General features: G+C 45.0%; 13 protein-coding genes. 6 read left to right on the top strand and 7 right to left on the bottom strand.

The window, feature by feature from the left end:
• Positions 1–7: 7 nt before the first annotated feature.
• The 4 genes from ICV39_RS01010 to ICV39_RS01025 all read left to right on the top strand — a co-directional run bounded on the left by ICV39_RS01010 (position 8) and on the right by ICV39_RS01025 (position 4,748).
• Positions 8–2,128: a xanthine dehydrogenase family protein molybdopterin-binding subunit gene (locus ICV39_RS01010; protein WP_215390065.1), complete on the top strand. Its 2,121-nt coding sequence runs from the start codon at positions 8–10 to the stop codon at positions 2,126–2,128.
• An 84-nt stretch (positions 2,129–2,212) separates the two neighbouring features.
• Positions 2,213–3,448, top strand: a complete 1,236-nt coding sequence (gene argJ / locus ICV39_RS01015; protein ID WP_215390066.1) for a bifunctional glutamate N-acetyltransferase/amino-acid acetyltransferase ArgJ — start codon at positions 2,213–2,215, stop codon at positions 3,446–3,448.
• 14 nt (positions 3,449–3,462) lie between these two features.
• Positions 3,463–4,320 carry an ATP-binding protein gene (locus tag ICV39_RS01020; protein WP_215390067.1) on the top strand — a complete coding sequence of 286 codons (858 nt, stop codon included), beginning with the start codon at positions 3,463–3,465 and terminating at the stop codon, positions 4,318–4,320.
• An 11-nt stretch (positions 4,321–4,331) separates the two neighbouring features.
• Positions 4,332–4,748, top strand: coding sequence for an NUDIX domain-containing protein (locus ICV39_RS01025; RefSeq protein ID WP_215390068.1), 417 nt, complete (start codon positions 4,332–4,334; stop codon positions 4,746–4,748).
• Here ICV39_RS01025 and zapD read toward each other — a convergent pair.
• From zapD to ICV39_RS01055, 6 genes are read right to left on the bottom strand one after another with little or no spacing between them, the layout of a single operon-like run.
• Positions 4,745–5,497, bottom strand: a complete 753-nt coding sequence (zapD, locus tag ICV39_RS01030; RefSeq protein WP_215390069.1) for a cell division protein ZapD — start codon at positions 5,495–5,497, stop codon at positions 4,745–4,747. The genes ICV39_RS01025 and zapD overlap by 4 nt on opposite strands.
• A 26-nt stretch (positions 5,498–5,523) precedes the next feature.
• The gene (gene coaE / locus ICV39_RS01035) at positions 5,524–6,195 is read right to left on the bottom strand and encodes a dephospho-CoA kinase (protein ID WP_371816541.1); all 672 of its coding nucleotides are present in this window, start codon (positions 6,193–6,195) and stop codon (positions 5,524–5,526) included.
• Positions 6,150–6,659, bottom strand: a complete 510-nt coding sequence (locus ICV39_RS01040) for an A24 family peptidase (RefSeq protein ID WP_215390070.1) — start codon at positions 6,657–6,659, stop codon at positions 6,150–6,152. Before ICV39_RS01040 ends, coaE begins: the two co-directional genes overlap by 46 nt.
• Positions 6,659–7,705 (bottom strand): type II secretion system F family protein, encoded by a 1,047-nt coding sequence (locus tag ICV39_RS01045; protein WP_215390071.1) that lies wholly within the window; start codon positions 7,703–7,705, stop codon positions 6,659–6,661. The genes ICV39_RS01040 and ICV39_RS01045 overlap by 1 nt, the downstream gene beginning before the upstream one ends.
• The gene (locus tag ICV39_RS01050; protein WP_215390072.1) at positions 7,696–8,790 is read right to left on the bottom strand and encodes a GspE/PulE family protein; all 1,095 of its coding nucleotides are present in this window, start codon (positions 8,788–8,790) and stop codon (positions 7,696–7,698) included. Before ICV39_RS01050 ends, ICV39_RS01045 begins: the two co-directional genes overlap by 10 nt.
• The gene (locus ICV39_RS01055) at positions 8,787–10,076 is read right to left on the bottom strand and encodes an HlyC/CorC family transporter (RefSeq protein WP_215390073.1); all 1,290 of its coding nucleotides are present in this window, start codon (positions 10,074–10,076) and stop codon (positions 8,787–8,789) included. Before ICV39_RS01055 ends, ICV39_RS01050 begins: the two co-directional genes overlap by 4 nt.
• A 117-nt stretch (positions 10,077–10,193) precedes the next feature.
• Between ICV39_RS01055 and ICV39_RS01060 the strand changes: the two genes are divergently transcribed.
• Positions 10,194–10,706: a methylated-DNA--[protein]-cysteine S-methyltransferase gene (locus ICV39_RS01060; RefSeq protein ID WP_215390074.1), complete on the top strand. Its 513-nt coding sequence runs from the start codon at positions 10,194–10,196 to the stop codon at positions 10,704–10,706.
• Here the strand turns inward: ICV39_RS01060 and ICV39_RS01065 are convergent.
• On the bottom strand, positions 10,703–11,701 hold the full coding sequence (locus ICV39_RS01065) for a squalene/phytoene synthase family protein (protein WP_215390075.1): 999 nt from the start codon (positions 11,699–11,701) through the stop codon (positions 10,703–10,705). The genes ICV39_RS01060 and ICV39_RS01065 overlap by 4 nt on opposite strands.
• Before the next feature lie 119 nt (positions 11,702–11,820).
• On the opposite strand from ICV39_RS01065, the gene ICV39_RS01070 reads away from it, so the two are divergent.
• On the top strand, positions 11,821–13,236 hold the full coding sequence (locus ICV39_RS01070) for a sodium:solute symporter family protein (RefSeq protein ID WP_215390076.1): 1,416 nt from the start codon (positions 11,821–11,823) through the stop codon (positions 13,234–13,236).
• Positions 13,237–13,317 lie beyond the last annotated feature (81 nt).

Here is a 13,317-nt window from a genome sequence, read left to right on the forward strand (position 1 = left end):
TAAATATATGAAAAATCATTCATTAAAAAATGTAAGCCGTCGTCAATTTCTTCAGCAAAGTGCTGCGGTTACTGGAGCATTCGTAATTGGAATGCATCTACCTGTTGCCAGTGAGGCTGCAACTACCAGCGCTACGCCTGCTTTGGCAAATGCCTGGATTCAAATAACACCAAGCAATCAAATTACTCTGATTTGTGCTCGATCAGAAATGGGGCAGGATGTCTACACATCATTGCCCGCTTTACTTGCGGAAGAATTAAATCTTCAGCTCTCGATGGTCAAGGTAGAAATTGCGGGTGTAGCTCCGGTCTATATCAATGCCATGTTAGGCGGCCAAATTACTGGTGGCTCTACTTCAGTTCGTGAAGCATTTGATAAATTGAGGACAGCTGGTGCGGCAACGCGATCTGTTTTGGTTCAAGCAGCAGCGCAACGCTGGAATGTTGCTGCAGCTGACTGTAAAGCTTTGAACGGCAAGGTGATGCACGCAAGCGGTAAGTCAGCCACCTATGGTGAATTGGCTGCTGATGCTGCTAAATTGCCCCTCCCAGAAAAGCCTGCCCTGAAATCCCCAGCCAATTTCATGGTGATTGGAAAAGAGACCATGCGTCGCTTGGATACGCCAGCAAAAGTTGCTGGCAAAGCGGTTTACGGTATCGACGTCAAGATTCCAGGTATGGCGATCGCTTCTTTGGCGCAATGCCCTGTGATTGGAGGTACTCCAAAATCTTATGATGCATCTGGCGCACTCAAGGTGACTGGTGTTATTAAGGTTGTTCAAATCTCTGATGGTGTGGCTGTTTTAGCAAAAGACTTTTATGCCGCCCGCAAGGGTAGGGATGCCCTGAAGATTAATTGGGATGAAGGTCCAAATGCAAGCTTAAGCAATGCAACTGTTCGCAAGTCTCTTGAGGCTGGACTATCCCAAAAGGGTGCGGTGATTAAGACGGTTGGTGATGTCAATAAGTCCACCTCAGGCGGTAAAGCAGTTAGTGCACAGTATTTCTTGCCGTATTTGGCTCACTCCACTATGGAGCCGGTTAACTGTTCTGCAGATGTTTCTAATGGAAAGTGCAGAATTATTGGCCCTATTCAGTTTCAACAAGGTGGGCAAGCAGTTGCTGCGGCAGCCGCGGGTGTTAAACCAGAAGATGTGACCATTGAAACCACTTTCTTGGGCGGTGGATTCGGTCGCAAGCTAGAACTCGACTTTATTCGTCAGGCCGCCGAGATTTCAAAGGCAGCAGGTATGCCAGTCAAGATGCTTTGGACAAAAGAAGACGATATTACGCATGACTTCTATCGCCCAATGAGCATTCATCGAGTAGATGGAGTGATTGGTGCTAATGGACAGCTAGAGCAGATGAAGGCGAAGATGGTTTCGCAGTCCGTGACTGCACGGGCATTTCCAGGATTTGTGAAGGATGGCTTTGATCCCTTCATGGTTGAGGGTTCAAATAATGTGACCTATGACATTCCGAATATGGAAATCACCAACGTCATTACCGATACTGGTGTGCGAGTTGGCTACTGGCGCTCAGTGAGTAACGCATTGAATGCTTTTGCTATCGAGAGTTTTGTTGATGAGGCTGCAAATGCCGCAGGTAAAGACCCTGTTGCATTTCGTATGGCCTCTTTAAATAAGCATCCGCGCGCAAAAGCGGTTCTTGAGACTGCTGTGAAGAAGTCTGGCTATACCGCCGGTAGTAAACGATTTGGTGTGGCCCAGATGGAGTGTTACGACACTTATTCAGCATGTGTTGTTGAATTAGATACTGCGTCTAGCGATACCAAAGTGAAGAAGATTACTTTTGTGTCTGATTGCGGAATTGTAGTTCACCCAGATCAAGCAAGAGCTCAGCTGATGGGCGGTGTAATTTATGGCTTAGGTGCAGCTTTGGGTAATGCGATTACGATTGAAAATGGTCGAGTTCAGCAGACAAATTTCAACAACTATCCAAGTCTTCGCCAAAATCAGGTGCCGACAATTGAAGTGCATTTAATCCCTAGTCAAGAAAAACCAGGGGGATTGGGTGAAGTCGGGGTTCCATTAGTTGCTCCTGCCCTGGTGAATGCGATTGCGGCAGCCACAGGTAAGCGTATTCGGGGATTGCCAGTCAAGGCTTGATCCCAGTATTCTGAGGTTGATTTAGATAAAGCGCGCCAAATACGGCGCGCTTTGTTTTTAAGCCTCATCTACAATTATCGGACTATGACCGTTAATTTACCCCTCCCTCAAAAAGCTGATCTGAAGCCCGTTAAAGGCTTTGCTATGGGCATTGCAGAAGCCGGCATTAAAAAGACTAATCGCAAAGATTTGCTAGTGATGACACTTACACCTGGATCGCAGGTGGCTGGCGTATTTACCCTAAATCGTTTCTGCGCTGCTCCGGTTCAGGTTTGTCGTGAGCATTTGGCGCAGGATGGTGCCAAAGGTGAAATAAGGGCTTTGGTTGTAAATACTGGCAATGCTAATGCTGGCACTGGTGAGCAGGGTATGAAGCATGCCCTAGAAACTTGTCAGGCCCTAGCTAAAGAATTAAAGCTCAACCCCGAACAGATCTTGCCATTTTCAACGGGCGTGATCTTAGAGCCATTGCCAATTCAGAAAATTATTAGCGCGCTTCCTAAGGCGGTTGCAAATCTTGGTGAGGATCACTGGTTTGATGCTGCTGAAGCCATTATGACTACCGACACTCAGCCAAAAGCGAGCTCTGTCACAGTGCAAACACCAGCCGGTCCAGTAGTGCTGACAGGTATTTGTAAAGGTGCCGGCATGATCCATCCAAATATGGCTACGATGTTGGGTTTTATTGCAACTGACGCAGGTTTTGCTCCAGGATTACTAGCTGAGCTTACACGCGAGGTTGCAGATCTTTCATTTAATGCCATCACTATTGACGGCGACACATCCACCAATGATTCTTTCATCATCATGGCAACGGGTCAATCGACGGTAAGTATTCAGTCGACAAGCGATCCCAGTTATGCAGTAGTGCGCGAAGCTCTGGTTGCTCTCGCTAGAAAATTAGCTCAAATGATTGTGCGCGATGGTGAAGGCGCAACAAAATTTATGACGATTGAAGTGCTGGGCGGCAAAACCCCAGAAGAATGTAGATTGGTTGCTAAAGCAGTAGCTCATTCACCTTTGGTCAAAATAGCTTTCTTTGCTAGTGATCCAAATTTAGGGCGGATATTAGCTGCGATCGGATATGCCGGTGTTCAGGACTTAGATGTAAACCGTGTCCAAATGTGGCTTGGTGACGTTTGGGTGGCTAAAAATGGCGGACGTAATCCGGACTATCAAGAGACAGATGGCCAGCGAGTAATGCAAGCCTCTGAAATCACGGTCAAGATCGATTTGGGTCGGGGAACTGCATCTCAAACGATATGGACATGTGATTTATCGCATGACTATGTGTCAATTAACGCAGACTATCGCTCATAAGCAAGATCAATCCCATGAATGAAAAATTAGACCGTCTTTTAGACCATCTAGAGACTTTTTTACCTAAGCCATTAACCGAAGAGCAGTGGAAATCGTCTACCGCCTTTAGATGGCGTCGTCGAGATAGTATTTTTGGCAGCATTGGATTTTTGCAGCCTGTAAAACATGTTGCGGATATTACATTTGAAGATCTTCAAAATATCGATCGTCAACGTGATGCGATTCGAGATAACACCAAAAATTTCATACAAAAAAAGCCAGCAAATAATATTTTGCTAACTGGTGCAAGGGGCACAGGAAAGTCTTCCCTTATCAAGGCTAGTCTGCATGAATTTGCGAGCCAGGGATTGCGTTTAGTGGAGGTAGAGAAAGAACATTTAGCTGATCTCGCTGATATAACCGAGCTTCTGGCAGACCGCCCTGAACGTTTCATTATTTTCTGTGATGATTTGTCGTTTGAAGATGGCGAGTCGGGCTACAAAGCCATGAAATCAGCCTTGGATGGCTCAGTTTCAGCCCAAGTCGACAATATTCTGATCTATGCCACTTCAAATCGCCGTCATTTATTGCCTGAGTATATGAAAGATAACGAAGGCTATGTGCATAGTGATGATGGTGAAATTCATCCAGGTGAAGTCGTAGAAGAAAAAATTTCTCTTTCAGAGCGATTTGGTTTGTGGCTTTCTTTCTATCCACCAAAGCAAGACGAATATCTTGCAATCGTTGCACATTGGTTGGCACATTTTGGCCTAAGTACTTCGCAAATAGAAGCAGCTAGATCTGAAGCGCTTGTGTGGGCTTTAGAGCGCGGTTCACGTTCGGGCCGTGTAGCTTGGCAGTTTGCAAAACATTGGGCCGGCTCTCACGCATAAAAGCGATTCTTGTGACAATCACTGATCGACCTATCACTGAAGTAGCGGCTGGCATCTTAATTGATGAATCTGGTTGCTATCTTTTAGGTCAACGACCAGAAGGTAAGCCATATGCCGGCTACTGGGAAGTTCCAGGAGGAAAAATTGAAAAAGGGGAATCCGTTTTTCAGGCCTTAAAGCGAGAACTTCATGAAGAGTTGGGAATTGATATCCAATCTAGTGAAGAATTAACTGTTCTTGAGCATGATTACCCGCATGCGTATGTCCGTTTGCACGTCAGCATTATTCGAAGTTGGAGTGGTGCCCCGAAGGGCTGCGAGGGGCAGGCTTTATCTTGGGAGATTTTGGGTGCTGAAAAGCCAAGTGTCGAGCCCTTGTTGCCGGCCGCTTGGCCAATGCTAGAAAGGCTAAAGGCCTTATTGACCTAGAACTGACAGAGTGTCAGTTTAAAAGGAACGTCTTTATTCGCGGGTTGCGCTTTTTTGTCTCGATCGGACTGCATAAAGCGGATCGAAAGCAGATATTTATTGGCGCTAATTTCTGAGAAGAGTGTGTCATCTTCAACAGCAATTCGCATGAGTTGGTAGACTTTTCCAGAAGGTGCTTGCTGAAAAGATCCGCTGTGAGCAACAACATCTTTTGCTTCACCTGATTGACGCAGTAAACGCAAAAATAACTGACAAGCATCTTGCCATGGCAACAGGGGCGCAATGTAACTCTCTAATAATTTGCGTCGCTCGGTCGATGGACTATTTTTCCAAGCGTGATAACTTGGCAAATCAATCGGACTTGTTCCGCCAGGAATATTTAGACGAGTGCGTATGCCATTAAGCCATTCACTCTCAGAAATCATTAAATTAGGTCTGCCGGCTGATTGATTAATTTTGGATGCGACAGTATCAATTTCATTTAAGGTTTGTGTCAGCGCTTCTTGATCAACCTTTTGTGATGACTTCAAACCATTTAGAGCATATTTCTGACGCTCAAATTCTTTTAAGAGCAAAGATTTAATATCGCCGCGTGCACCGATATCGCCAAGATCAAACAAAATGGCAATAGCATTGTGATGCAATTCAGGGTCATCCGACCGAATGAAATGATTAAAGCGGGCGAACAAATACTCCAGTCGAAGCATGCTTCGAACTAATTCATTGAAAGGGTATTCGTAGACGATCACAAGCCCATATTCTATGACGAACTGCGTTACCCCTTCTGAATTTGGAGGATTTTTTGGTTTAGCTGATTCACTTCCTCAATCAGCTGATCGAGGCCACCTTGATTTTCAATAACAAAATCGGCGTGAGCCAGGCGGTCCTCTCGAGAGGCTTGGGATCGGAGAATTTTTTCAACCTCGGCTCTGGGTAAATTGTTGCGCTGCATTACCCTGCTAATTTGGGTCTCTACAGGGCAATCAACCACTACCAATCGGTCAATCAAATCCAGCCAAGTGCCAGACTCCAGAAGGAGTGGAACGACAAAAACGAGGTAAGGCACCCCGTTTTTTGCTTGCTGGAAGGCTTGTTGAATAGTTTCTTGGCGTATGAGCGGGTGAGTGATTGCTTCCAATACCTTCTTGGCTTCTGGCTTATTAAAAACCAGGGTGCGCATCTTACTCCGGTCTAAGGCGCCATTGGCATCAATGTAGTCTGGGCCAAAATGCTCGCGGATAGGATTAATTGCTGAGCCATTTGCTGCGGTAATTTGATGGGCAATGACATCGGTGTCAATAATCCCAGCGCCTAATTTCCCTAATTGATCGCTGACAGCAGTTTTTCCGGAGCCAATTCCTCCTGTGAGGCCAATAAGGGGAATGACTCCCTTAAGTCCTTTTAAGTCAGACTGTTCAGAACGAGGGCTTGAAGATGCTGTGGCCATAACAACTCAATAATGCCAGCAAACGCAAGAAAAGGTCCAAATGGAAACGCAGAATGAATAGTTTGCTTTTGATAACGCAGCCACAGGACTCCTCCAAGAGCGCCGCTGATAGAAGCAATTAGAAGAATGTTTGGTATGGCGCCTACCCCAAGCCATGCCCCGAGGGCTGACAAGAGCTTGGCATCCCCCAAGCCAATCCCATGCTGTTTCTTGATCAGAAAGTACGTTTGGTCAAGGGTCCACAACAGAGTGTAGCCAGTAATTGCACCGAGAAGGCTATTTAGGGGGCTTGCAAACCCCGTGTATAGCAGTGCGCCAACCGCATTGAAGATTAATCCAATTGCAATCAGCGGAATGGTGATGGCATTAGGCAATTGAAAAGAATTTAAATCAATGTATGCCAGAAAAATAAGTGCGGTGATGAGCGCAATTTTTAGTATTACTAAGAAAGTAAATGCATCCATCAAACAATTTGCCCCAACTGAAATATTGGTAGATACAAAATTATCACAAGACCGCCAATAATGATTCCAATCAAAATGATTAGCAAGGGCTCTAAGGTTTGCCCGAGATTATTGAGTTGCTTACTGAGTTGGTCGCTGAGGGTATTGGCGCGTTTATTAAGCATCTTTGCCAGAAAGCCACTCTCACTAGAAATATGCAGAAGTTGAAGGGTTTCAAAATCAAAGAACCGATATTTGGGGTCAGCTTTCTGGAGGGCCTTCCCTAGCGGCCAACCACGCGTAATGTGTTTGAATACCTCGGCACTAAGATCGTGACTAATCCAGTGATTGGAGGAGTGGGCTGTAACTCGTAGTGCATCTGGAAGGGGTAGGCCTGATTCTAGCAAGTGACCCAATGTACGACACCAGTATTGAAGGGCTGCAACCCGCAGTAACTTTCCCAGCAAGGGGATACGAAGCGCCCATTGGTCAACTTTCTTTTGTAGATAGGTGTACTTGTTCCAGCTGAAGAGAAGCGCGATGATGCAGGCGATGAGAACAATCAATATTTCAATAAAGTAATTTTGAGTGGTAGTAGAAATCAGAATAAGTGTTTTAGTGGCAGGGGGCAGATCTGCTTGAAAATTGTCAAAAACTTCTTTGAATACGGGTATCACCCATACCATCATCACAATCAATAATAAAAAAGAAGTTCCCAATGTTGTGATTGGGTAAGTTAGCGCTTGTCTAATCTTCTGCTTGAGTTGAATTTGAGCGTCTAGTTGCTGGGTGATGATTTCAAGTGCGAGTTGTATATTGCCTGTGCGCTCACTGACTCGAATGAGATTAATTAACTCAATAGCAAATAAATCACCTTGGGTATCTAAGCTTTGAGAAAAGCTATTGCCCTTATTAAGTTGACTCTGAATGTCCTCAAGCCATGGCTGCCAGCCTCTGGGCGCGCTAGACTGGATAAGTTGTACAGAATTGAGAAGGGGTAGCCCGGCGTTAAGAAGTGTCAATAACTGCTCTGAGAATGCCAATTGACATTGCGCACTCAGTGCCATGGGCAAACTTCCGCACTCAAAGATGCTTCGTCAATGAATCCCGTATGAATATGCCGTACCCCGGCTTCGCTCATGCTGATATATGCCAATGAAGGATTTAAGACCTGCTTGACATTTAAAACCTCATGAACGCCAACGCGACCTAGGTATCCAATTCCATTACAGGCGTTACAAAGTTCAATAGTTTGATTAGATTCTTTATGAGGTTTTGGTTTTCTGCAATAAATGCAACAGCTTCTGACAAGACGTTGTGAGCTGACGCACAGCAAGCAAGATTCGAGCAGGTCTCTTTCTATGCCTAGGCTTTGAAGTCGAGGCAGGGCGCTTCTTGCATCACGCGTGTGAAGGGTGCTGAGAACAAGATGACCAGTTTGTGCCGCTTGAATGGCTAGGTTTGCAGTAGCAGCATCACGGATTTCACCAATCATGATGACATCAGGATCTTGACGCAATAGGGCTTTGATGATGGTTGAAAACTCTAGGCCAGCACGTGGATGGTAGGCCACTTGATTGACTCCAGGCAGACGAATTTCAATGGGATCTTCAATGCTACATAGATTGCGGTGAGTTTGATTAAGTTTGTTAAGGCAGCTATAGAGAGTGCGCGTTTTGCCGCTACCAGTTGGGCCAGTCACCAGAATGAGACCGTTTGGCTGGGCAATTGAAGTTTGCAAGAGATCCAGCTGCTCAGGCAGTAAGCCGATCTTTTTAAGGTCGAGCTCCTCAATTTGACTTTGTAGTATGCGAATAACTGCCTTCTCGCCATAAAGTGTTGGCAGTAAAGAGACGCGGCAATCAATTTCGGGCTTTGAAAAATTGAAGCCGATACACAGACGCCCATCTTGTGGAACGCGTTTCTCCGCAATATCTAAACGCGCTAGTATTTTGATCCGAGTGATGAGTCGTTCATGAAATTCAATCGGATACTCGTATTGAGTCTGTAGCAATCCATCAACACGAATACGTACAAGGCTGCTTAAAGGGCGAGCCTCAATGTGAATATCACTCGCCCTGGCGTGAAGTGCATTTTCTGCTATCTCTTGCCAAGTACGAATAATGAAGGATTCATCATGATTGCTGATCAAGCTAAATCTTGATCAATCTTAGGGCGGTAAAGTTTGACCGTTTTTACGCCTTGATCGTCAAACTGAACAATTTCCATTACTAAGCCTCCAATTTTGATGCTGACATCATGATCTGGGATGGCTTCTAGATTTTCGAGGATAAGGCCATTCAAGGTGCGTGGGCCATCTAGCGGGAGATCTAAGTTCAAGAGGCGATTGAGATCGCGTAATGAGGCGCCACCACTGGCAAGATAGGTTCCATCTGGCAACCAGCGCGGATCAGTAGAGAGATCTGAAAAGGAGGTTGTGAATTCGCCAATTAATTCTTCAACGATATCTTCGAATGTCACCAAACCCAAAACTTCACCATATTCATTGACTACTAAACTCAAGCGTTGTTGGTTGTCTTGGAAAAATTGCATCTGCTGCAATACTGGCGTACCAGTAGGAATAAAGTAAGGCTCATTGAGCAAGGCGCGGAAATCTTCATGCTTTAAATCGGAATCGCCTAATAGTGATAGAGCCTTTTTGACCGACAGAATTCCGACGATGCGCTCTGAATCACCGTCGCAAACTGGTAATTTATTGTGATAGCAAGTCTCTAGTTGCTGAACTACCTCGTCAATGGGTCTAGATAGGTCTAGCACTTCTATTTTTGACCTAGGTGTCATGACATCATCAACAGTAATGTTCTCTAGATTAAATAAATTGAGCAAAATATTGCGATGATGATTTGACACAAAGCGGTTGGATTCCAGAACAAGACTGCGCAATTCCTCTTTACTCATGGCTCTGCTGTCGGAGGATGATTGCAGACCTGAGATCTTCATTAATCCAGATACAAAGTTATTAATTAGCCAGAGTAGTGGTGCAAAAAGAAATGTCAGTGGCAGAATTAACCAGCCAACATTGGATGCGATCTTTTCTGGAAAGGCTGCGCCAATGACTTTCGGGGTGATTTCGCTGAACACAATAATGAGCAGAGCGACTACTAGGGTAGCAATAGATAGAACAAGCCCGCTCTCGCCAAATAAATGTAAGGCAATCCCAGTAACCAGAATTGGAAGAATCGTGTTGATCAAATTGTTGGAGATCAACAAAACTGATAGCAATGAGTCAATGCGTTTGAGTAATTTCTCCGCTAAAGCTGCCCCTGTATTTCCGCTATTAGCCATCGCCCGCAGGCGATGACGATTCGAAGAAATCATGCTGGTTTCGGCCATAGAGAAGAAGCCAGAAAGCGCAAGTAAAAATAGGACTAAGGCTGCCTGACTATAGAGGGGCCAATCGTCAAAAAAGTTATCCATCTGTGTGCCTATATAAATGCAGGATGATTCAATATAGCAAAGTGGGGTTGCACAAGCTATAGATCAAATATGGCAAGTCATCATCCTTTTTGCTGAAATTGTGTGAGAATCTTTCTTATGCCTCGTACAAAAGACTCTGCAACTATCAAAAGCGCGAGCTATTGCGTGATTGAAGCCCCGTTTGGTCGATTAGGTATCGCGACTGAATTAGTAGATGGCAGTCTGATGTTGTCAAAAATTGACTATCTCCCTGCAACCAAGGCTTTGTCATCACCCCAAAATGCCTTAGCTAAAGAAGTGGCCAAGCAATGTAAAGCGTATTTTAAAGATCCGAACTATCAATTCGATCTCCCCATGAAGCCATCAGGGACCGTTCACCAACAAAAAGTCTGGCAAAGTATTCGGAAGATTCCGATGGGGGAGGCAAAAACGTATGGTGAGATTGCGGGTGCAATTAAGAGTGGGCCACGTGCAGTTGGCACAGCCTGTGGCGCAAATCCTTTCCCTCTAATTACTCCCTGCCATCGAGTAGTGTCTGCTCAGGGTATTGGTGGTTTCATGAAAGAAAACTCACCAGGGCTGTATCGCCAAATTAAAACTTGGCTACTAAGGCACGAGGGCGTACTCTAGGCCTTAGTCATTTTTCTAAGAGTTTTAGAGGAGCAGTGAAAAAAGATTTTCATCAATAGATCGCTGTGAACGGCTATGCTAGTGAAGCTATAAAAAGTCATCACTGTTCTTCTAGATAGTTTCACTTCATTCTTATTGTTAAATTCGGTACGCTGAGCAATTTTGCTGAGTGTCATCACAGCTAAGCCAAAAGCCAGAAAGCAGAAACGTCTTATTCCACTATCTTGTTTTGGAACTAGCAAAATGTACCGCAAAGAGTCCTGTAGTTTTTCATAGGCAATCTGCAGAAGATCGGATTGGCTCATATCCATAGGCTTCCAAGAAACTCCACGCGCTTTGTCTTCAGGAGAGTCCTTTAGGATATTGGTCATTTGTAGTGCTTGGCCAAAAGCGATTGCCAGATTCTCTTTGCCCTGAAAGCTTTTGGAGAATGTAGTTGAGTGATTGCTGAATACCGTTGTTAAGAGCTCCCCGACAACGCCGGCAACAACATAGCAATATTTTTCAAATTCTTTTAGATCTTGAAGCCCCGCTTGGGTTTGCTTGCCATGAAAATAAGACATGCCATCTGACATGATCGATACGCATCTACTTACTGCTGCTTGATCTTCTCTGGAGCAAGTATGCAAAATTCTTAAGACCGTTGGCGTATGTGCAATGAGATCTAGCTCATCGAGATTGCTGTAATCCCTCAGTGCCACGAGGCAGGAGTCAACAAAATCCTGTGCTGGCAATCGCTCTAAAACACAATCTAAAAATAACTTTGATAACTCTTGTTTCGTGCTGACGCTTAAATTGGCCGCGTCTTCGATAGTGTCGATGATGCGACAAAGCAAATAGGTATTCCCTACGACCTTTTCGATTGCAGGGGGCAGAAGGGGGATGGTTAGTGCAAAGGTTCTAGATACCGACCGCAAAATGGTCTTTTGGTAAGCCAGATCCTGGGCTTGGCTGAAGTTAGGGCTTGCGGTTAGGCTTGATGTAGGCGATTGCACCCGCTCATTATGTCAGACGTAGTGGTCGTAAAGCGGCAGTAAATTGCACTTTCATTTCCTTACTGACAAAAGTGACATAGCCATATAATTTGATCAAATTCTTTTAGGGGAAATCTGGCGTGCTGATTTGGTTCGTCATCATTTACTGGGTAGTATCAGTCGGCATTGGCTTGTGGGCTGCGCTACGCGTTAAAAATACTGCTGACTTTGCTGCGGCAGGACATAGTCTCCCCATGCCAATTGTTACGGCTACTGTTTTTGCTACTTGGTTTGGTTCCGAGACAGTTTTAGGTATTCCCGCTACTTTCCTAAAAGAGGGTCTGGGTGGGGTGGTCTCCGATCCATTTGGATCCTCTTTATGTTTAATTTTGGTCGGTCTCTTTTTTGCTCGTCATTTGTACAACAGACGCATGTTGACGATCGGCGATTTTTTTCGTGAAAAGTATGGCCGCACAGTTGAAGTTCTAGTAACGCTTTGCATCGTCGTTTCTTATTTGGGTTGGGTAGCCGCCCAGATTAAGGCCTTGGGTTTGGTCTTTAGTGTTGTATCTGAGGGCAGCATTTCTCAAACAGGCGGCATGATGATTGGCGCTGCTAGCGTTTTGATCTATACCTTGTTCGGTGGCATGTGGTCTGTGGCAATTACCGACTTTATTCAAATGATCATTATTGTGATTGGCATGCTGTATATCGGCGGAGAGATGACGGCGCAGACAGGTGGCATTAGTGTGGTAATTGGGCATGCCGCCGCAGCTGGGCAATTCAGCAATTTTTGGCCTGATATGAATTTGGCGTCCATCTTGGGATTTGTTGCTGCGCTTTGCACCATGATGCTCGGCTCCATTCCTCAGCAAGATGTGTTCCAGCGAATCACTTCAAGCAAGAACGTCAATATTGCAGTGAATGCTGCAATATTGGGTGGCGTGCTCTATTTCATTTTCGCGTTTGTGCCGATGTACTTGGCATATTCAGCAACTTTGATTAGCCCGGATTTAGTGAAGCAATATTTAACTACTGATCCTCAGATGATTCTGCCTAAGTTGATTTTGAATCATGTCCCAATCATTGCGCAGGTGATGTTCTTTGGCGCTTTACTTTCTGCGATTAAAAGTTGTGCAAGTGCAACTCTTTTAGCGCCATCTGTTACTTTTGCTGAAAATATTGTCCGAGGCTTTTTCAAGCATTTGTCTGATCATGCACTGCTGAAAATTATGCGAATCACGGTCTTGTGTTTTGCTGTAGTGGTGACATTTTTTGCTGTCAACTCCGAGCTGTCTATTTTCAAAATGGTGGAGAGTGCTTATAAGGTGACCTTGGTTGCCGCATTTGTCCCGCTCGCATTTGGGGTGTATTGGCCCAGAGCAAATTCTTTGGGCGGGTTGCTGGCAGTGGTTGGTGGTTTGACTGTATGGATTAGTTCAGAAATTCTGGCTCCTAACGCCCTCATGCCGCCTCAATTAGCTGGCCTGCTGGCAAGTATCGCCGGGATGATTTTGGGCAGCCTAGTCCCTAAGGACGAGCTCAAAGCGGTTTAAAGCAATATATGCCTAAAAAATAGGCAATAAAATTTGTTGCACCGCAAAACATCCACATTAAAATAGATCTAATTCAAAATT

This window comes from Polynucleobacter sp. MWH-UH25E (genome assembly GCF_018687095.1).
Classification (GTDB): domain Bacteria; phylum Pseudomonadota; class Gammaproteobacteria; order Burkholderiales; family Burkholderiaceae; genus Polynucleobacter.

Excerpts from the sequence above, each read along its gene's own strand:
- argJ (WP_215390066.1), top strand. The coding sequence starts at position 2,213 with ATGACCGTTAATTTACCCCTCCCTCAAAAAGCTGATCTGAAGCCCGTT.
- coaE (WP_371816541.1), bottom strand. The coding sequence starts at position 6,195 with ATGGCCACAGCATCTTCAAGCCCTCGTTCTGAACAGTCTGACTTAAAA.
- ICV39_RS01040 (WP_215390070.1), bottom strand. The coding sequence starts at position 6,659 with ATGGATGCATTTACTTTCTTAGTAATACTAAAAATTGCGCTCATCACC.
- ICV39_RS01060 (WP_215390074.1), top strand. The coding sequence starts at position 10,194 with ATGCCTCGTACAAAAGACTCTGCAACTATCAAAAGCGCGAGCTATTGC.
- ICV39_RS01055 (WP_215390073.1), bottom strand. The coding sequence starts at position 10,076 with ATGGATAACTTTTTTGACGATTGGCCCCTCTATAGTCAGGCAGCCTTA.
- ICV39_RS01045 (WP_215390071.1), bottom strand. The coding sequence starts at position 7,705 with ATGGCACTGAGTGCGCAATGTCAATTGGCATTCTCAGAGCAGTTATTG.
- ICV39_RS01020 (WP_215390067.1), top strand. The coding sequence starts at position 3,463 with ATGAATGAAAAATTAGACCGTCTTTTAGACCATCTAGAGACTTTTTTA.
- ICV39_RS01010 (WP_215390065.1), top strand. The coding sequence starts at position 8 with ATGAAAAATCATTCATTAAAAAATGTAAGCCGTCGTCAATTTCTTCAG.